Origin of the sequence: Pseudohaliea rubra DSM 19751, from assembly GCF_000764025.1 — a bacterium.
GTDB lineage: Bacteria > Pseudomonadota > Gammaproteobacteria > Pseudomonadales > Halieaceae > Pseudohaliea > Pseudohaliea rubra.
Window position 1 is genome coordinate 17,871 of sequence record NZ_KN234759.1, and the last position, 17,524, is coordinate 35,394.

At 64.8% G+C, this 17,524-nt stretch carries 16 protein-coding genes and 1 pseudogene; 12 read left to right on the forward strand and 5 right to left on the reverse strand.

All coding sequences use genetic code 11. From position 1 onward, the window contains the following. Positions 1-95 precede the first annotated feature (95 nt). Entirely contained in the window at positions 96-977 is an 882-nt protein-coding gene (locus tag HRUBRA_RS07300; RefSeq protein WP_035515942.1) for a LysR family transcriptional regulator, read from the forward strand. Positions 978-986: 9 nt separating this feature from the next. Here the strand turns inward: HRUBRA_RS07300 and HRUBRA_RS07305 are convergent, their stop codons facing one another. Both HRUBRA_RS07305 and HRUBRA_RS15795 read right to left on the reverse strand, forming a co-directional pair. Continuing rightward, positions 987-1,721 carry a LysR substrate-binding domain-containing protein gene (locus HRUBRA_RS07305; RefSeq protein ID WP_052094499.1) on the reverse strand — a complete coding sequence of 245 codons (735 nt, stop codon included), beginning with the start codon at positions 1,719-1,721 and terminating at the stop codon, positions 987-989. 15 nt (positions 1,722-1,736) lie between these two features. Next, positions 1,737-1,904, reverse strand: a pseudogene (locus HRUBRA_RS15795) (helix-turn-helix domain-containing protein); the annotation flags it as partial. A 230-nt stretch (positions 1,905-2,134) separates the two neighbouring features. Here HRUBRA_RS15795 and HRUBRA_RS07310 point away from each other — a divergent pair. The 11 genes from HRUBRA_RS07310 (at position 2,135) to HRUBRA_RS07360 (ending at position 14,174) form a co-directional block, all read left to right on the forward strand. Next, positions 2,135-3,775: a SulP family inorganic anion transporter gene (locus HRUBRA_RS07310; RefSeq protein ID WP_035515947.1), complete on the forward strand. Its 1,641-nt coding sequence runs from the start codon at positions 2,135-2,137 to the stop codon at positions 3,773-3,775. A 118-nt stretch (positions 3,776-3,893) separates the two neighbouring features. Beyond that, on the forward strand, positions 3,894-6,770 hold the full coding sequence (locus HRUBRA_RS07315; protein ID WP_035515950.1) for a DUF2309 domain-containing protein: 2,877 nt from the start codon (positions 3,894-3,896) through the stop codon (positions 6,768-6,770). Next, positions 6,767-7,234 carry a Na+/H+ antiporter subunit E gene (locus tag HRUBRA_RS07320; RefSeq protein WP_052094500.1) on the forward strand — a complete coding sequence of 156 codons (468 nt, stop codon included), beginning with the start codon at positions 6,767-6,769 and terminating at the stop codon, positions 7,232-7,234. The genes HRUBRA_RS07315 and HRUBRA_RS07320 overlap by 4 nt, the downstream gene beginning before the upstream one ends. Then, complete coding sequence (locus HRUBRA_RS07325) at positions 7,231-7,515, forward strand: monovalent cation/H+ antiporter complex subunit F (RefSeq protein WP_052094501.1); 285 nt, start codon at positions 7,231-7,233, stop codon at positions 7,513-7,515. The genes HRUBRA_RS07320 and HRUBRA_RS07325 overlap by 4 nt, the downstream gene beginning before the upstream one ends. Then, positions 7,512-7,817: a monovalent cation/H(+) antiporter subunit G gene (gene mnhG, locus HRUBRA_RS07330; RefSeq protein WP_035515953.1), complete on the forward strand. Its 306-nt coding sequence runs from the start codon at positions 7,512-7,514 to the stop codon at positions 7,815-7,817. The genes HRUBRA_RS07325 and mnhG overlap by 4 nt, the downstream gene beginning before the upstream one ends. Continuing rightward, positions 7,807-8,331 (forward strand): DUF4040 domain-containing protein, encoded by a 525-nt coding sequence (locus HRUBRA_RS07335; protein ID WP_035515956.1) that lies wholly within the window; start codon positions 7,807-7,809, stop codon positions 8,329-8,331. The genes mnhG and HRUBRA_RS07335 overlap by 11 nt, the downstream gene beginning before the upstream one ends. Further along, a complete protein-coding gene (locus HRUBRA_RS07340) occupies positions 8,328-8,801 on the forward strand; it encodes an MnhB domain-containing protein (protein WP_052094502.1) in 474 nt (157 codons plus the stop codon). The genes HRUBRA_RS07335 and HRUBRA_RS07340 overlap by 4 nt, the downstream gene beginning before the upstream one ends. Then, the gene (locus HRUBRA_RS07345) at positions 8,794-9,180 is read left to right on the forward strand and encodes a sodium:proton antiporter (RefSeq protein ID WP_035515957.1); all 387 of its coding nucleotides are present in this window, start codon (positions 8,794-8,796) and stop codon (positions 9,178-9,180) included. Before HRUBRA_RS07340 ends, HRUBRA_RS07345 begins: the two co-directional genes overlap by 8 nt. Further along, on the forward strand, positions 9,177-10,640 hold the full coding sequence (locus tag HRUBRA_RS07350; RefSeq protein WP_035515959.1) for a complex I subunit 5 family protein: 1,464 nt from the start codon (positions 9,177-9,179) through the stop codon (positions 10,638-10,640). The genes HRUBRA_RS07345 and HRUBRA_RS07350 overlap by 4 nt, the downstream gene beginning before the upstream one ends. Before the next feature lie 5 nt (positions 10,641-10,645). Then, complete coding sequence (locus HRUBRA_RS14685) at positions 10,646-12,682, forward strand: NADH-quinone oxidoreductase subunit L (protein ID WP_052094503.1); 2,037 nt, start codon at positions 10,646-10,648, stop codon at positions 12,680-12,682. Between the two features lie 7 nt (positions 12,683-12,689). Further along, positions 12,690-14,174 carry a complex I subunit 4 family protein gene (locus HRUBRA_RS07360; RefSeq protein ID WP_035515960.1) on the forward strand — a complete coding sequence of 495 codons (1,485 nt, stop codon included), beginning with the start codon at positions 12,690-12,692 and terminating at the stop codon, positions 14,172-14,174. 101 nt (positions 14,175-14,275) lie between these two features. On the opposite strand, the gene HRUBRA_RS07365 is transcribed toward HRUBRA_RS07360, so the two are convergent. The 3 genes from HRUBRA_RS07365 to HRUBRA_RS07375 are packed head-to-tail and all read right to left on the reverse strand — an operon-like array spanning position 14,276 to position 17,501. Continuing rightward, entirely contained in the window at positions 14,276-14,788 is a 513-nt protein-coding gene (locus HRUBRA_RS07365; RefSeq protein WP_035515961.1) for a LuxR C-terminal-related transcriptional regulator, read from the reverse strand. A 2-nt stretch (positions 14,789-14,790) separates the two neighbouring features. Continuing rightward, the gene (locus HRUBRA_RS07370; RefSeq protein WP_201771556.1) at positions 14,791-16,632 is read right to left on the reverse strand and encodes an ABC transporter ATP-binding protein; all 1,842 of its coding nucleotides are present in this window, start codon (positions 16,630-16,632) and stop codon (positions 14,791-14,793) included. After that, complete coding sequence (locus tag HRUBRA_RS07375) at positions 16,587-17,501, reverse strand: lysophospholipid acyltransferase family protein (protein WP_052094504.1); 915 nt, start codon at positions 17,499-17,501, stop codon at positions 16,587-16,589. The genes HRUBRA_RS07370 and HRUBRA_RS07375 overlap by 46 nt, the downstream gene beginning before the upstream one ends. Positions 17,502-17,524 lie beyond the last annotated feature (23 nt).

A 17,524-nucleotide genomic window follows, 5' to 3' on the forward strand; every position in this document is an offset into this window, starting at 1 on the left:
TATTGGCAGCTCGTTCTATAATAAAGATGTCACGGCAGTGCGTTCTGTTTTACTTAACGCCCCTGTGATGATGTTTACCTGGCGGGAGCAGCCCTGTGCGTCTCAACTACCGGCATCTCTATTATTTCTGGCGCGTGGCAACGGAGGGCAACCTCACGGCGGTTGCGAAGAAGCTGCATGTCTCTCAATCTGCACTGTCGTCGCAGATCCGCCTGCTCGAAGAGAGCACCGCTACCCAGCTTTTTGATCGTAGCGGCAGACGCATGACCCTCACCGATGCAGGGCAGCGGGTGCTCGGCTACGCCAATGACATCTTTGCCAAGGGTGAGGAGCTGGAGTCGCTCCTGCGCCACGGCATGGAGCCGGAGGCACAGAAGCTGCGCGTCGGTATGCTGTCGACGCTGTCGCGGAACTTCATTGACCACCTGGTCACGCCGCTGCTTATCGACCGCAAAATCCGCTTCACCCTGCACGCAAACACCCTGGAGGGACTCCTCGACGGCCTCGCCCGGCACCAGCTCGATGTGGCGCTGACCAACGGTGACGTGCGCGGCAGTGACGAGCAGCTGTGGCAGAGCCAGCTCCTGGCGAGCCAGCCCGTATCGATTGTTGGCCCACCACAGCTGCGCCCGGAGACCACTTTTCCCCGTGGCTACGAAGGCCTGTACTGGGTACTGCCCTCGCGGGACAGCGAAGTGCGCCGGGCCTTCGACGGTCTCTGTACCCTCTGGCAGTACCGGCCGGACATCCAGGCAGAGGCGGATGATATGGCTATGCTGAGACTTCTCGCCCGGGACGGCGATGCCCTCGCGGTACTGCCCACGGTGGTGGTGCGCGACGAGATCCGCCGTGGCCAGCTCGTGGAGTATATGACCCTCCCGAATGTCTTCGAGTACTTCTACGCCATCACTATCCGGCGCAGCTATGTCCCCACGGCCCTGCAGACGCTGCTTGTGGATATCGGCCGCGTGGAGTGAGCCGTCGGCTCAGTGGTCGAGAACAGTGATGCCGGCGGGGCGTTCCCTGCGGAGGATGCCACGGATCTCCAGGGCCAGTTCCCGGAACAGGGTTCGCGCCGGCGAAGAGGCGCGCCAGGCCATGCCCTGAGTCCGGGTGATGCGGTCACCCTGCACATCGGTCACCCGAAGATCGCTCTGGTCATGGATCTCCGAGGCCACATAGAGCGAAGGCAGGAAGGCCATGCCCGTGCCCATCACCACCATGTGGCGCAGCGTGTCGAGGCTGGTTCCCTCGAAATCACGGAGCACCGTAGCGCCGAGGCGCTCGCAGAGCTGCGCCACCTGGCGATGGTAGTGGTGCTGCTCCTCCATACTGAGGATTTCCTCGCCGAGCAGGTCTTCGCGGTTGATCCGGGGGTTTTTCGCCAGCCGATGGTCCTTGGCCATTACCAGCCGAAGCGGCTCTCGAAAGAGCGGCATGACCGTGAACTGTCTGTCTGCGATCGGCAGCGAGGTTAAAATGAAGTCGTGGCGGCCGCTGCGCAGCCCCTCCTCGAGATCCCGGGTGGAACTCTCGCGGACGTAGAGACGCAGGCCGCCGTACTTGCGGTGAAGCGGTGGCAGGATGTGGGGCAGCAGGTAGGGGCCCAGCGTGGGCGGGACACCGGTACGGTAGGTGACTACCGCACCACCGGAGAGGGTCGCCGCCCGGTCGGCGAAGCCCTGAAACTCTTCCAGCACCCGGTGGGCGTTGCCCAGCAACTCCCTGCCCTCCGGGGAGAGTGAGGCCCCCCGGCGCGACCGCTCGAAAAGCTGCAGACCGATACTGACCTCAAGGGACGCGATCTGTGCGGTAAGCGCAGGCTGGGTAACGCCCAGCCGCTCCGCCGCCCGCCGGAAGCTGCCGCTCTCGGCAATAGCCGCCAGGAAGCGTAGCTGCTTCAGGGAAACCCGCTCCGGGTCGACAGCGCGTTCTCGACGTGGATGTTTCGCAGCCTTCTCCTCTGCCGCGGGGCACGATGCCGGACCTGGCGGTTAGCGATAAGAAAACCTTATCACAAACTTCCGCAGAGCGCCGTAGTCGCGCTGAGGGCACTCCCCTTAAGGTCAGGGTTGGTGAGCGCGCGGCCGAAGGACAGGCGGCGCTAGCGTGATCCCGGTTGGAAACGGTGGCAATGCGAATTGATCTGAGCAATCTGCGCGGCGATAGCTACGGCGGCATCACCGCCGGCGTGGTTGCCCTGCCGCTGGCGCTGGCCCTCGGTGTAGCCTCGGGGCTGGGCCCCATCGCAGGCCTTTACGGGGCGATCTTCGTCGGTTTTTTCGCCTCGCTTTTCGGCGGCACTGCGTCGCAGATCTCCGGGCCGACGGGCCCCATGGTCGTGGTGGTCGCCGGCCTCGCCGCCAGCCTGTCCGGCCAGCCGGAGATGATCTTTACCGCTATCTTTCTTGCCGGCATCATCCAGCTTGCGCTTGGCGTCCTCGGCTTCGGCAGCTATATCCGCCTTGTGCCGTACCCCGTAGTGTCCGGTTTTATGAGTGGCATCGGAGCGATCATTATCATCCTCCAGGTCGGCCGGCTCATCGGTGGAGATCCCCCCGGCGGAACGATTCCCGCTCTCGCCTATATTCCTACGGCGGTCTCCGGTTTTAACGCGTCGGCCGCCGCCATTGGCGCTGCGGCGCTGGCCACGGTGTTCCTCTGGCCGGCGAGCTGGGCAAAGTATCTGCCCGGTCCCCTCGCCGCGCTGGTACTGGGTACGCTGCTTGGCCTCACGCTTCCGGCAGCGCCGGTGCTCGGCAGCATCCCGAGTGCCCTGCCAACCCTGCACCTGCCCGTCTTTGAGCGCGAGGGCCTGATTCTGGTTCTCAAGGCGGCGGTGGTGCTGGCCGCCCTGGGTGCCATCGACTCGCTGCTGACCTCGCTGGTTGCCGATAACATGACCCGCTCGCGGCACGATTCCAACCGCGAACTCGTCGGGCAGGGCGTTGGCAACGCGGTAGCCGGCCTCTTCGGCGCCCTCGCAGGTGCCGGCGCGACCATGCGTACGGTGGTCAACATCCGCACCGGCGGGCGCACGCGCCTCTCGGGCATGCTTCACGCCCTTGTGCTACTGGCCGTCGTGCTCGGCCTCGGGCCGCTGGCGGCGAAAATACCCCATGCGGTGCTGGCCGGTATCCTGGTGAAAGTGGGCTGGGACATCATCGACTGGCGCTATCTGAAGAACGCGCATCGCGGCCCGCGTTGGGATCTTGCGCTGATGGTGCTGGTGCTCGGGCTCACGGTATTTGTCGACCTGATTACCGCCGTGGGTGTCGGGGTCGTGCTTGCCGCCCTGGCTTTCGTGCGGCAGGTAGCGGACCAACAGATCCGCGCCATCCGTGAGATGCAGTTCGAGCCGGACTCGGAGGAAGAAGCGGCCCTGCTCGAGCGCGCTCGCGGTGCGGTGCAGGTCTTCGACTTCGGTGGCCCCCTGAGCTTCGGCGCGGCCGCGGATCTCGGGCACCATGTCCGTCAGCGCACCGGGGCGGCAGCGCTGATCCTCGACTTCGCCAGCGTACCCTTCATGGACGTTTCTGCGGCCCGCGCGGTGGAGACCATCGCCACCGACGCGAGCGAGGCGGGCAAGCACGTCTACGTGACCGGTCTGCGTGATGAGGTGGCACGAGTCCTTGCCGGCCTCGATGCCGACCATCATCTGCCCATGGATACGCGCTTCAAGGTGCGTATCGATGCTGTGCGCCAGGCGGTAGACGATCTCGAGGGCGGTCGCATTGAGGCGGCCCCCGACGGGGTGATGCCGCCCCCGGGCTGACCGGAGCGCCTGCCATCATGATGTTGCCGACCACGCCGCTCGCCAGCCCCCGGGGAATGAACCTGTATCGTGCGCCCGGGGTAACGCGGATAGGCGCTCACAAGCGCGCGGCCCGTCCATGACGTCGGCCACCCTCAAGCAGCATATCGAAGCGGCAGCGGCGCCCGTCTCCCAGTTCTGGCCCATGAAGGGCTTTGTCTCCCACAACCCGCTTCAGGGGCTGGAGCACCTGCCGTTCGACGAGGCGTTTCGTGAGGCTGCAAACCTGTTCGGTGCAGCGGGTTACCTGCCGCTGACAGAGTACCGCGCGCTGCACTGGACAGGTCGCATCGATGCAGCAAGCGTCCAACAGGCGCTGCGACGCTGTGGACCGGCAGACAAGGGCTGCATCAGCCTGCTCTCGCGCTCCTTGAGTGCCGGGCAGGTGCAGCATCTGCACCTGCTGCACGGGATCGATGCGCTGCCCCCGGCCCTCTTTGACTGGCAGGTGACGCAACAAAAAGCACTCGAGCGCCCGCGGGGAGGCGCATCTGTTTCCGCTGAAATCCCCGCCCTGTGGCAGGCTGCGCTGGCATCCCTCGGGTTGGATGATCCCCGCCTGGGCTTGCCTGATGCTGTCCCCTCGCGAGCGCAGCCATCCGCTGAGGCAGACCTGCCTTTTCAACGCTGCCTGAGTGACTGGCTGGACGAAACGGGAGACGATGGCGTGGTGTCTGCCATTGACGCGCAGGTCATCAAGTGGGTATCGGCCTTTGTCGATGAAGGCATGGCCGGCTGGGTCATGCCCTCGAAACAGGCGGGATTCTTCAGCGCCTGGCGGGAACTATCCCAGTACGACAGCAGCGGCCGCCTGCTGGGCATCAGCGCTTTCAAGGAGAAAGTGCGTGCGTTGCCCGGTGATGCCGAGACCTGCATTCAAAGATGCATGGAGGCACTCCAGGTCCCCGAGGCTCGCTGGTCTGATTACCTGGCACGAACGCTGGCGCAACTGCCTGGCTGGACCGGCCTGATTCGCTGGCGCAGCGAGAACCCTGACGATCCGATTCAGAAGCACAATCCTATTGACGTCAGCCAGTATCTGGCCGTGCGCCTCTTCTACGAGGTGCAGCTGGTCGAGCTGGCGGCGCAGCGCCGTTGGGGCATAGCGGGTACGCTGCCTGCGATCAGCCGCCGCCTTGCCCGGGCAGAGAGTGCCGGGCAGGGCGCGCTGCTCGCCGCCGGCGCCAACGCCGGGCGCGTGTGTCGCGACGGCTGGCGTCTTTTCCAGCTCGCTCAGTTACTGAAGCTGTCGGCTGACGAGCTGGGGTCGCTGCGACAGCAGGATGCGAACACCGTTCTCGCCTGGCTGGATGCTTTCCCCCCGGAAGACCATCAACGCGTATGGCTGGAAGCCTATGAGGATTCCTTTCGGCGTCGCCTGCTCGGCAAAATAGCAGAACACAGGGCGGCGGAAGAATCCCGGCTGGAGCGTCCCCTGGCGCAGGCAGCGTTCTGCATCGATGTGCGTTCTGAGCCGTTTCGTCGCCACTTCGAGGCCACCGGACCGTTCGAGACCTTTGGCTATGCCGGATTTTTCGGGATTCCTATTGATCACCGCAGTTTCGATAGCGGGGAGTCCTTCCCCCTGTGCCCGGTGTTGCTCTCACCGGCCAAGGCCACCCTGGAGGTTCCCCGGGGCGGTCAGGATGATGCGCTGGCGCGCTATGCGTCGGGGTCGCGTTGGCAGCAGCTCGGTGAACACCTGTTTCACGACCTGAAGCACAACCCGATTGCTGCGTTTTTACTGGTGGACGTTCTGGGGCTGTTCTTCAGTGTCGCCCTGATCGGCAAGACCCTGCTGCGGCGACCCTATGCCGCGCTGGCGCGGGCTGCCCGCCGGCTTTTTCGTCGCCCGGTTGCCACAGCTCTGGAGGTTGATGCCGGCGAGGCGCCTGCGCCCTACGTAACCGGTCTGCCCATTGAACTTTCCCGGGGATTTTCCCTTGAGCAGCAGGCGGACTTCGTCGAGGGCGGCCTGCGCACCATCGGCCTGGTCGAGAACTTCGGTCGCTTTGTTGTACTGTGCGGTCACGGCAGCAGCACCGACAACAATCCCTACGCAGCGGCCCTGGATTGCGGCGCCTGTGGCGGACGCCACGGCGATCCCAATGCCCGGGCTTTTGCCGCCATGGCCAACAAGCCGGCGGTGCGTGCAGAGCTCGCCCGCCGTGGCCTTGCCGTCCCCGACGATACCTGGTTCCTGCCTGCCAAACACGACACCACCGCCGATACCGTCGCGTTCTATGACCTCGCAGACCTGCCCGGGAGTCATCAACAAGACCTTGAGATCCTGCGCCGCAGCTTCCTGCAGGCCGGGCAGAAGCTGGCCCTGGAACGTTGCGCCAGCCTGCCCGGCGCACCGGCCCGGATGTCGCCGGCCCAGGCTCACGCGCATGTCGGCTCGCGCGCGGTGGACTGGGCCACCACGCGGCCGGAGTGGGGTCTCTCGGGCAACGCCGCATTTATCATCGGCCGCCGCGCCGTTACCCGGGGCCTGGACATCGGGGGCCGCTGTTTTCTGCACTCCTACGACGCCAGTACGGACCCGGAGGGCGCTATCCTCGAGAAAATCATGACCGCCCCCCTGGTAGTGGGTGAGTGGATCAATATGCAGTACTACACCTCGGCCACCGACCCCTGGAAGTACGGGAGCGGCAGCAAGGTCATCCACAATGTCGTCGGTGGCATCGGCGTGATGTACGGCTCTCAAAGCGACCTCGCTACCGGTCTTCCGCTGCAGACGGTCAATGACGGCGCCAGCCACTACCATGAACCCATGCGTCTGCTTACTATCATCGAGGCGGAAGCCCTCGTTGTCGCAGCGATTATTGCCCGTCACGCTATTCTGCAGCAGTTTTTCCACAAGGGCTGGCTGAACCTGGTGGTGCTGGACCGGCACACAGGAGCGTTCCAGCGCTACAATACCGACGCGAGCTGGGAGGCGGTTGCGCTGTGAGAGTTGCGACTGCCTTGCTGCTTTTCGCCCTCTGGCTCGCCCTGTCCGCTACGCTGTCGCCCGGGCATCTTGTTCTGGGCGCTCTGCTTTCCGGCCTGATTGCCTGGGTCAATCCGGTCATGAAGCCTCAGCGCAGGCTTTCACTACTGGCGGCGTTGGCGTACCAGCCATGGTTGCTCGGGCGTATCCTGAAAAGCGGTCTGCACGTCAGCCGGCTTATCCTCACTCCTTCCTTACCCATCGCACCACGGCTGGTGCGGCAGCGCACGGGGCTCAGCAGCGACGGAGAACTGGTGGCACTGGGCAACTCGATCACCTTGACGCCCGGCACGGTGTCCATAGACGTCTGCCCCGGGGAGGTGCTGGTGCATGTGATCGACGAGGCGTCCGCGGATGACCTCGTGAGCGGGCGCCTGGAACGCAGGATCAGGGGCGTATTCAACACGCCGGAGGGTCCGCGGTGAGTACGTTTTTCTTCTACGTGATGGTCATTATCACGGCGGTGATGCTCGTCTATCTGTACCGAGTGGTGCGCGGCCCCACCGTTTTTGACCGCGTACTCGGCCTGAATGGCATCTCCACCAAGGCCATTATCCTCATCGTGCTGATCGGCACCCTCTTTGAGCGCGTGGATATGTTTGTCGACATCTCCACCGGCTACGCAATCCTCAACCTGGTGGGTGCTCTTGCCATCACCAAGTTCCTGGAGCAGCGCGGCGAAACGTCCGGCGAGGAGCGGTCATGAATTGGCTAACGGTAGCGCTGATCGTCCTTGGCCTGTTCTTCCTCGTGGTGGGTTCCATCGGCATGCTCCGGCTCCCGGATGTGTTTACCCGCTCCCATGCGCTGTCCCTGACCGACTCTCTGGGCGGGCTGTTCGTGCTGGGCGGACTGGCCGTGCATCATGGCTTCAGCGCCAGTTTCTTCAAGATCCTGCTGGTGCTGGGGCTGGTCTACCTGCTGAACCCGGTAGTGGCACATGCCACCATCCGCGCGGCCTACCGCGCAGGCTTGCGCCCCGGCAAGGGAGAACAGGATGATCTTTGAGCTACCCCTTCTGATACTGCTGTTAACGACGGCGGCCGGAGCCCTGGTGGTGAAGGATCTGGTGTCTGCTGTATTTATCCTGGGGTCCTATAGCTTCGCCCTGTCCCTGGTCTGGGCGCTTGTGGGCGCAGTGGACGTGGCTTTTGTTGAAGCGGTGGTCGGTGCTGGGCTTGGCACGGTGTTCTTCCTGCTTGCTCTGTTCCGTACCGGTGAGAAGGACACCCGTATCCACCGGGTGCCGGTGCCCAGGATCGCACTGCTGGGCCTGCCGATGCTCGCCCTGCTGATGCTCTACGGTGCCGGCGATCTCCCGGTATTCAACGACCCCCAGGCACCGGCCGCTAGCCATGTTTCGCCGGTTTATCTGGAAAACAGCCTTGAGGAAACAAAGACCCCCAACGTGGTGACCGCGATCCTGATGGACTACCGCGCGCTGGACACCCTGGTGGAGACGATTGTGATCTTCACCGCCGGCATTGCCTGCGCCCTGTTGTTGCGGGGGCGCGGCAAATGATTCACGCGCACGACAGCGTGATTGTTCGCACCCTGGGACGCATCCTTATACCCGTCGCCCAGCTGTACGGCTGCTACGTGATTGTGTTCGGCCAGTACGGTCCCGGCGGCGGTTTTGTCGGTGGTGTGGTGCTGGCCGCCAGCATGATCCTCGCCATCCTGATTTTCGGCCAGGACGCCGATGACAGCTGGCTGGCCCGCGTCGCACTGCACGGCGATGGCCTGGGCCTGCTGATCTTTGCCGGTGTCGGTGGCTTGTGCCTGATCGGTGGCGGCCAGTTCCTGAACTACGCCCATCTTCAGGTGCCCGGCCTGGACGAACCGGCGCGGCGCAGCCTCGGTATCCTGGCAACGCAGATCGGGGTGGCTTTGGACGTGGCAGTGACCGGGATATCCATCTCCATCAGTCTGTCCTCCGAGGACGAGGACGAGGACGAAGACGACAGTGACGGCGAGGTGAGCCATGCTTGAGTTGTTACAGGACTGGCTGCAGCGGCCCAACTTCATCGTGTTCGTTATTCTGTTCCTATGGGGTTTCTACATCATGATGGTGCACCCCAACCTGGTGAAGAAGCTGATCGGCCTGTACATACTGCAAACCAGCGTGATCTTTTTCCTGGTAGCCTTCAGCGCCAAGCAGGGTGCCACGGTACCGGTGATTGAGACAGACAGCCTGCCGGTGGATGCCCTGCGCTACGCCAACCCGCTGCCCCACGTGCTTACCGTTACGGCAATCGTTGTTCAGGTCGCCACCCTGGGGGTATCGCTGGCGCTGGTATCCGCGGCCTACAGAAGCTTTGGCAGTCTCGATGAGAATGAACTGCTCGAGGAGGTCGAGCGCGCCGCGTGACGAACCAACTGCCCATCCTGCTGTTCCTGACACCCTTTGTCGCGGGTGTCGCCATGCCCCTATTGACGGCGAAGCGTCCTGGCTGGTGCCGGCCTGTCACCCTGGGGACCGTAGCCCTGCTGCTGTTCCTGGCGCTGCTGAACCTGGTGCATGTGCTGACCTACGGCCCGATGGAATATGCTCTGGGAGGCTGGGCTGCACCCCTGGGCATTGCCTGGCTGAATGATTCGCTGGCTGCCATGCTGATTCTGACCGTGGCCTTTGTTGCCCAGGTGACACTGCTGTATGGATATCAGGTCACTTCCCCGGGGCTCGAGCGCAGCATGGCCTACTACGCGCTGGTGCTGATGCTGCTGACCGGCCTCATCGGTATTGTCTTTGCCGCCGATCTGTTCAACCTGTTCGTCTTTCTGGAAGTCGCCGCGCTGGCGGCCTACGCTCTGGCCGGCGCGGCAGGTGGTAAAAGCGCAGTGTTCGCCTTCCGCTATCTGCTCCTGGGCTCACTGGGGGCGGCGCTCTACCTGCTCGGCGTCGGCCACCTGTACGTGGCCACGGGCACCCTCAACATGGCGGATCTCGCGATCCGCATCCCCGGGCTGCTGAGTTCCACCGCTGTGGCAAGCGGCCTGATTTACATCTTTCTGGGCTTGTCCATAAAGATGGCGCTTCTGCCGCTGCACGGCTGGCTCCCCGATGCCTACCGGAATGCGCCGAATGCAGTGACGCCCCTGCTGGCCGCCACCATCACCAAAATATCTCTGGCGGCCTGGGTGCGCATTGAACACTCGCTGATTCTTCCAGGTATTGAGGTCGGCGCGGTGCCGGTGCTGGTGCTGCTGGAAGAGCTGGGTGTGATCGCTGCCCTTGCGGGGGGCGCGCTGGCGCTGGTGCAGACGGACATAAAGCGTATGTTCGCCTATGCCGGTATCGGCCACGTCGGGCTGATCCTGGTGGGTGTCAGCCTGGGCAATGCCACGGGCTTTGCCGGCGGCATGGCTTACCTCATCAATGACGCGGTCATGCAGGTCGCTCTGTTCATGATAGCGGGCGCCCTGCTGCACCTGCACGGTGTGCGCACGCTGGATGAACTGCGCGCCATGCAAACGCCTTCCCCCTGGCTCACCGGCTCACTGCTTGTCGTTGCCATAGGTATGGTGGGTCTCCCGCCGACCGGCGGCTTCTTCGGCAAGTGGAACATCGTGCTCGGGGCGCTGGAAGCGGAGCATTATCTGGCGGCTTTCTCGGTACTCGCGTCCACGCTGCTGACCCTTGGGTTCTTCATCAAGGTGTTCGCCTGCTGGTTCCATGCAGCGGCGGCTGACGCACCGGCCCCGCCGGAAATGACTGCCCCACTCAGCACGGCCCTCGGGCTCACCGCCATCGCGATTGTGGGGCTGGGTGTGTTCAGTGATCCCATCTTCCACCTGCTGGTCGGTTTTGCGTCTGGCGGGGGGGGCTAGCCGTTATGTTGATTTACGCGCTGATACCCCTGCTGCCCCTGCTCGCCGCCCTGGTGCTCGGGCTGTTCGGCGCGCGCCTGGAGGCATACGGCCACAAGCTGGTCGTTCCCGCGGTGACGGCGGCCTTTCTGCTGTCCGTCGCGCTGTTCGCTGAGGTTGCGGCGAACGGCGCTGTACATATTCACCTGTACCGCCTGCTGGAAGTCGGTCGCCTGCAGATAGATGCCGGTCTCTACATCGATGAACTCACCGTCCTGCTGCTGCTGCTGGTCACCGGCGTCAGCGCGGTAGTGCAGGTGTACGCGGCGCGCTACATGATCGGCGATGCGCGGCACAGCCGCTTTTTCGCGCTGACCGCCCTTTTTACCGGCGCCATGACGGTACTGGTCATGAGCAGCAATCTTTTGCTGACGTTCATGTTCTGGGAGGTCATGGGGCTGTGCTCCTATCTGCTGGTGTCCCATTACGGGGAGCGCGATAACGCGGCCCGTGCCGCCACGCGGGTATTCCTGGTGAACGCCGTCGCGGACGTCGGCCTGTTCTGCGGTGTCATCCTCGCCTACATGACCTTCGGCACCCTAAGCATTCCGGAGATCCTGACTCAGGTGCAATCCGGGCCCGGGATTCCGGCGCAGACGGCGACGGCGCTGACGCTGTGTCTCTTTATCGGGGCCATGGGCAAGTCGGCGCAGGTGCCGGCCCACGCCTGGCTGCCCCTGGCCATGGAAGCTCCCACGCCGGTGTCAGCCCTTATCCATGCGGCAACCATGGTCAACGCAGGTCCCTTCCTCCTGGTGCGGCTGAGCCCCCTCATCATACTTTCCGATGTCGGCATGGCGATCATCGCCGGGGTCGGCGCGACGACTGCCCTGTTCGGCGCGGTGGTGTCGCTTACGCAGACCGACATAAAACGCACCCTGGCCTACTCGACCATCAGCCAGTTGGGCTTTATGGTTTTTCTGTGCGGTGTTGGCGCCTTTGCGGCAGCCATATTCCACCTGGTGGCACACGGCTGTTTCAAGGCATTTCTGTTCCTCTCGACAGGCAACGCCCTGGCGGCCACCCACCGGCGCTTCGACACGCCCCGGCCACCCCAGGCCGCCCCGGGCAGCCTGTTCCTCTGGGCCCTGGTGCTGTCGCTGGTCCCACCGCTGGTGGTGTTTTCCGGCGCCTATCGCAGCCTTTGGCTGGCGCAGGGTTTCAGCAGTGCCAGTGTCGCCCTGTGGGTAGTAGGGCTCGGTACCGTTTTTTTCACGGCAGTTTACCTGTATCGGGGTTTCAGCACGGTCTTCCATCACGACGTGACCGGCACAGTCCCGGGCCAGCGAGTGCGGCCCTCGCCTGCGTCCGCCGGCCTGGTGCTGGGGTTGGCAGGTGTAACCGCGATTCTGATTGCCGCGCTGCTGGTGACCTGGCAATGGTTTGCCTCGTTCCTGGCGCCTGCCCTGGCGACAGCGTCCCTTAGCAGCGACGCTCAGCAGCCGGCCGGGATGGATGCCGGCCCCTCGTCGTCGATGTGGCTTCTCTGGCCGCTGCTAACGGGTCTGCTGGGAATCGCGGCTGCCTACACGCAGGCGCGTCGCGCTGCGCCCGGGTCTGAGCCAGCCTGGAGAAAGCGCCTTTATGTTTTTTTCCTGAACAAGGGATATTTCAACGAGCTGTACGATAGCCTCATCGTGCGCCCCACCCTCAACAGCGCCCGCTGGCTGTGGAAAGCCATAGACCGGGATATTGTCGATCGACTGGTGCTGTCACTGGGCGCCGGCAGCGTGGCTGGCGCCCGGCGCCTGGGCCGGATCGACATGGCGGTGGATCGGCAGCTGGCGGGCGTGGGGAGCGGCAGTGTTGTCCTTGCGCGGTGGCTGGGCCGCACCGTCGATACCGGCGGTATCAGCAGAACCGTCGACAGCGTGGGCAGAGGTGCGGACGTCTCGGGCCATGCTGCCGAGCGTATGGAGCCGCGCACGCTGCAGCATCATCTGCTGGTGGTGGTCCTATGGCTGGTCGCAGCACTGATCTTCTTTTACCTGGTAGCGGGATAGCCGGCCTATGAGCACCTTCTTCTCCGACCATCTGCTCAGCATAATGATCGCCGTGCCGTTCCTGGGCATCGTGGGTCTCGCTTTTGTACAGTCCCGTTGGTGGATCCTCTCCACCACGCTGGCGGTAACGCTGGTAAGCCTCGCGCTGGCGGTTCTGCTCTGGCTCGGTTTTGACACCTCGGAGCAGGGCATGCAGTTCGTCGAGCGTGCGCAGTGGATGCCCACCTTCGGAATTGAGTACGCGGTCGGTGTAGACGGGGTGAGCCTGTTGATGGTTTTGCTGACCAGTATGCTGCCACCGCTATGTGTCCTGGCCTCCTGGGAGAGTATCACCAGCCGCCTGAAGGCGTTCATGATGCTGATCCTCCTGGTAGAGGGCGCCATGCTCGTTGTATTCACCGCTCTGGACGCCTTCCTGTTCTTCATGCTCTGGGAAGTGACCATGATCCCCATGTACTTCATGATCGTGCTGTGGGGCGGCCCCAACCGTGTCGCAGCGGGGCTGAAGTACGTGATTTACAGCCTGGCGGGCAGCCTGCTTCTGCTGGTGGGCATCCTTGGGCTGTCCCTGCAGGCCGATACCTTCAACATTGCCCTGTTGGCGGAGCACGAGTACTCGGCCGCATCCCAACGGTGGATTTTCCTGGCGTTGTTCCTCGGCTTTGCCATAAAACTTCCCATGCTGCCTTTCCACACCTGGCTGCCCGACGCCCACTCGGAGGCGCCGACCGCGGGGAGCGTGCTGCTGGCGGGGGTCCTGCTGAAGATGGGTGGCTATGGCCTGATACGCTTCTGTCTGCCGATTTTTCCGGAGGTGGCGACGACGTACATGCCTTTCCTGCTGTGGCTTTCGGTGGCGGGCATTCTCTACGGTGGCTACATGGCGCTGGCCCAGTCGGATCTCAAGCGCCTCGTCGCCTATTCTTCCGTATCCCACATGGGTTTTGTGACCCTGGGCATCTTCTCGTTGAACAACGAAGGCATTCAGGGCGCCATTCTGCAGATGATGACCCACGGCCTCACCACCGGGGCGATGTTCCTGATCGTGGGTCAGCTTTACGACCGCACCCACAGTCGGGAGATTGCCGACTACGGCGGCCTTTACAAGCGTATGCCGCGCTTCGTCGCCCTGTTGAGTCTTTTTGCCGTGGCATCTTTCGGTCTGCCCGCTACGTCCAATTTCATTGGCGAGTTCCTGATTCTGGTCGGCGTTTCGTCCCGGCACTTCGTCTTTGTGGTGCTGGCCATGGGGGGGATCGTGCTCGGCGCCGCCTACATGCTGTGGATGTTGCAACGGGTCGCTCTGGGGACAGCGCGCACGGAAGCAGCCCGGCAACTCACCGACCTTGGGTCGCGGGAGTTGCTGACGCTGGCACCGCTGGTGATTGCAGTGCTTGGTGTCGGCCTATACCCGGGCCCGCTGCTTGAGGTGATGCATGCCAGCGTCACCCATGTTGTGGCGCAGTTCGCAGCGGTACTGCCAGCGCCCTGACCAGCCGGCCAGCTCACGGAGCGGCAGCGCCGGACGCCGGGGCGCTTTCTCCTACAGTCCTGAACACCTTGTTCAGTAGAACAGGCCTGCAGGACTCCTGACTACTGCCCCGCCGCGGTGCGCCGGCGGGGCAGGAAGTGCGTGTCGATACCCTGGTCGCGCAGCTTGCTGTAGACGCGGTTCAGGTGGGTACGCAGCGTGGCGTGGCTGATGCCGAGATCGCCGGTGATCTCCGTGTTGCTGCGGCCGCGCAGCAGCAGGGAGACAACCTCAAGCTCCCGCGGCGTGAGGTCCTGAGCCCGGTAGTAGGCCATGGCCTCCTCGTATTTCTTGTCCAGCGGCTGGAGCAGGGTGACCATGCGCTCGCTGCTGCAGATGAGCGTGACATCGTAGTGGCCGTCCTCGATGCGGGCATTGCGATGCACTGTCGTGCCCCAGTCGGGCCACTGCAGGCTGTCATCATCCCGGTGCAGAGCCATGCAGCCATCCTCGCAGACCTCGCCGCTGCGGTCGCCGCAGATGCTGCGGCAGCGGTCGTTCTGCGCGAGCACCGCCCGCTCCGTGTCCTTGATGCAGATGCCGAGTTCGGCACCGGTGAGAGCTTCTTCGAGCACAATCAATCCTCCATCGGGAGTGTAGAAAAACAGGGTATCGGATTTGCCTGGCCGCCTGGGGTGCAATCGCGTGCCTTATTGACCGCGATCAAGTCCTTAGGGTGCAGGCCCGGTGCCGGGAGGCGGTAGACGCGGTCGGCGATCTCCCCAAGGGCGGGCCGGTGCGATACCGCCAGGATTGTGAGCCTGCCCCGCAGCCCCCGGAGCGTGCGGCAGATCGCCGCCTCGCTGAAGTCGTCGAGGGCACTGGTCGCCTCGTCGAGGATCAGCAGCCGGGGCCAGTGGGCGAGGGCGCGGGCGATAAGGATGCGCTGGCGCTGTCCACCGGAGAGCCGCCCGCCCCGCTCCCCGACCACGTGGTCCAGGCCGTCTGGCAGGCGCGCGACGAGCTCCCAGGCGTCGGCCTCGCGCAGGGCGCGTTCCGCATCGATGGCGTCCAGCGTCGGGTCGCCGAGGGTAACGTTGTGCAGCACAGTGTCGTGGAGCAGATGGGTTTCCTGCGGGACGTAACCGATCTGCTGCCGCCAGGCGGTGAGCGCGGTGCACGCCAGCGGCTGGCCGTCGATCAGCACCTGCCCCGCGTCGGGGGTCGCAAAGCCCAGAACCAGATCGAGGAGGGTGGACTTGCCGGAGCCGGAGGGGCCCATGAGCGTGGTGATGCTGCCGGCGGCGATGTGCAGGTCGAGGCCGTCGAAGAGAGGTCTGTGGCCGTCCTTGTTGTCGTCCTTGTTGCCATAGGCGAAGCGGATGCGGGCAAGGGTGACCCCGTCGCGCAGCGGTGGCGGTGGCAGCGTGCCGCTCCGTTCTGCCGCCCCCCGGGCGGCGGCGATGGTGTCTTTGCAGGCCAGGTAGGCACTCTCTCCGATGGCCACCTTCTGGTACTCCTTCTGCACCTTGCCCAGCTGCGCCAGCATGCGCCCGAGTAAGAGCACCAGTGCAAGCACGGTGGGGAAGGGCATCTGCAGGGGCGCAAGGGCGATATAGAGGCCGGCCACAATAGCGACGGCGAAGAGCTCCTCCTGGCCGGCAGTGAGGGCGGCGGCGCTGACCACCTGGCGGCGCAGTGCCCGGTCCAGGCGCTCGTTCTCGCTGACCAGTGCCGTCTCCACCAGTGCGCCCCGGCCCATGGCCTTGAGGGGACGAACGGAGAGCAGGATATCGGCCAGCTGCCCTGCCAGGTCCCGCATGGAGGCTGTCTGCCGTTGCCCGGCGCGGCGCGAGGCGCTGACCAGCAGGCTGCAGGCGCCGATGACCACGACGCCGGCGGCAAGGCCGACGAGCGTCGCCTGCCAGGAAATCGCCAGGGCAACACCGGCGTATACGAGCGCCTGCAGCAGGAAGGTCATGGCATTGACGCCGGCGAGGAAAGACGTGGCGACGCGCTGGCTTTCCATGCTCACGGTGTTGGTAAGTGCGCCGCCGGGGAGCTGCAGGAAGTGCTCCCAGCGGCTGGCCAGGGTGCTTGCCAGGAGGTCGTGGCGCAGCGCGGTGACAAAGCGGGTCGCCGTGGAGCCAACCTGGCTGTGGGCGAGGAGCAGCAGAGCGCTTTTCAATGTGATTGCGAGGAGGATCAGCAGTAGCAGCGGGCCCAGGGCCGGTTCGATGCCCGCCGCGGCGAGCCAGCCGGCAACCGTCTGGCCCGGGCCGTCGCCAGCCTGGCCCTCCACCGCCACGGTGAGCATCGGCAGAAGGCTGCCGAGCCCCAGGCCCTCGGAGAGACTGGCCAGCAGAAGAGCCAGCAGCATGACCGCGCCGCGCAGCGGGTAGCGCCGGAAGATGTCACCGAGGAGCTGCAAGGTCAGGCCTCGATGCTGCCGGGCCAGCGCCGCCGCATGCACAGCCATTGGCCGGGCTGCTCCCGAATCCAGCACTCGAACAGCGCATTCAGGCGCCGGCTAAGCGCGATGACACCCGCGCGCGACCGGTCTTTGCCGTCGAGCGGTGCCAGCACTCGGACCCGGTAGCGGCCGTGCTGCAGGCGTTCCACCCGCACCGGGATCAGCGGTCGCCCCTGGCGCAGGGCGAGCCAGGCCGGGCTGATGGCGGTCATGGCCGGGCGGCCGAAGAAGGGCAGTGCCTCGCCGAAGTCTGTGCGCTGATCCGAAAGCAGGCCCACGGAGCGGCCTTGCTTCAGAGCGCCGAGGAGGGTGCGGATGGAATCGGTCTTGGGCACGAAATCACAGCCGAGCACGTCGCGGTGGCGCTGCAGCATGGCATCCACTCGCGGGTTGCTCTGGGGTGCGTAGACAACGCTCAGGGCGATCCCCAGGCGGCTGAGGGCCAGCCCCGGGAGTTCCCAGTTGGCCAGGTGCGCGGTCACAAACACCGCCGGCTCACCGGCTTCGATGAGCGCCCGGCTGCTGGGGTGCACTGCGGTCTCCAGGGCGTCCGCGTCCCCTTCGCTGTAGCGGTTGAGATGCGGGTATTCGGCGAGCACCGCTCCGAAATTGCCCCAGACATCCCTGGCCAGGGCCTCCCAGGAGGCCGGGGTGAGCGTCGGGTAGGCGAGTTCGAGGTTCCGCCTGACGAAGCGTTGCTTGCCGGTGAGGGGCCCAAGGCGGCGGAACAGCTGGGCCCCCACCGTCGCAGCAGTCCGGGGCGGCAGCAGGCCGGCGCCGCGCCAGAAGACGCCGAGGGCGAACGCCTGGGCGCGCCAGGCGAGGCGACGGGACCAGGGCGGTCGGGCCGCCGGGGTCAGGGTTCGGGCGGTCATAGCGTGTAGACGGTCCGCGGGTT

Excerpts from the sequence above, each read along its gene's own strand:
- HRUBRA_RS07310 (WP_035515947.1), top strand. The coding sequence starts at position 2,135 with ATGCGAATTGATCTGAGCAATCTGCGCGGCGATAGCTACGGCGGCATC.
- HRUBRA_RS07315 (WP_035515950.1), top strand. The coding sequence starts at position 3,894 with ATGACGTCGGCCACCCTCAAGCAGCATATCGAAGCGGCAGCGGCGCCC.
- mnhG (WP_035515953.1), top strand. The coding sequence starts at position 7,512 with ATGAATTGGCTAACGGTAGCGCTGATCGTCCTTGGCCTGTTCTTCCTC.
- HRUBRA_RS07335 (WP_035515956.1), top strand. The coding sequence starts at position 7,807 with ATGATCTTTGAGCTACCCCTTCTGATACTGCTGTTAACGACGGCGGCC.
- HRUBRA_RS07340 (WP_052094502.1), top strand. The coding sequence starts at position 8,328 with ATGATTCACGCGCACGACAGCGTGATTGTTCGCACCCTGGGACGCATC.
- HRUBRA_RS07345 (WP_035515957.1), top strand. The coding sequence starts at position 8,794 with ATGCTTGAGTTGTTACAGGACTGGCTGCAGCGGCCCAACTTCATCGTG.
- HRUBRA_RS14685 (WP_052094503.1), top strand. The coding sequence starts at position 10,646 with ATGTTGATTTACGCGCTGATACCCCTGCTGCCCCTGCTCGCCGCCCTG.
- HRUBRA_RS07360 (WP_035515960.1), top strand. The coding sequence starts at position 12,690 with ATGAGCACCTTCTTCTCCGACCATCTGCTCAGCATAATGATCGCCGTG.
- HRUBRA_RS07370 (WP_201771556.1), bottom strand. The coding sequence starts at position 16,632 with ATGGCTGTGCATGCGGCGGCGCTGGCCCGGCAGCATCGAGGCCTGACC.
- HRUBRA_RS07375 (WP_052094504.1), bottom strand. The coding sequence starts at position 17,501 with ATGACCGCCCGAACCCTGACCCCGGCGGCCCGACCGCCCTGGTCCCGT.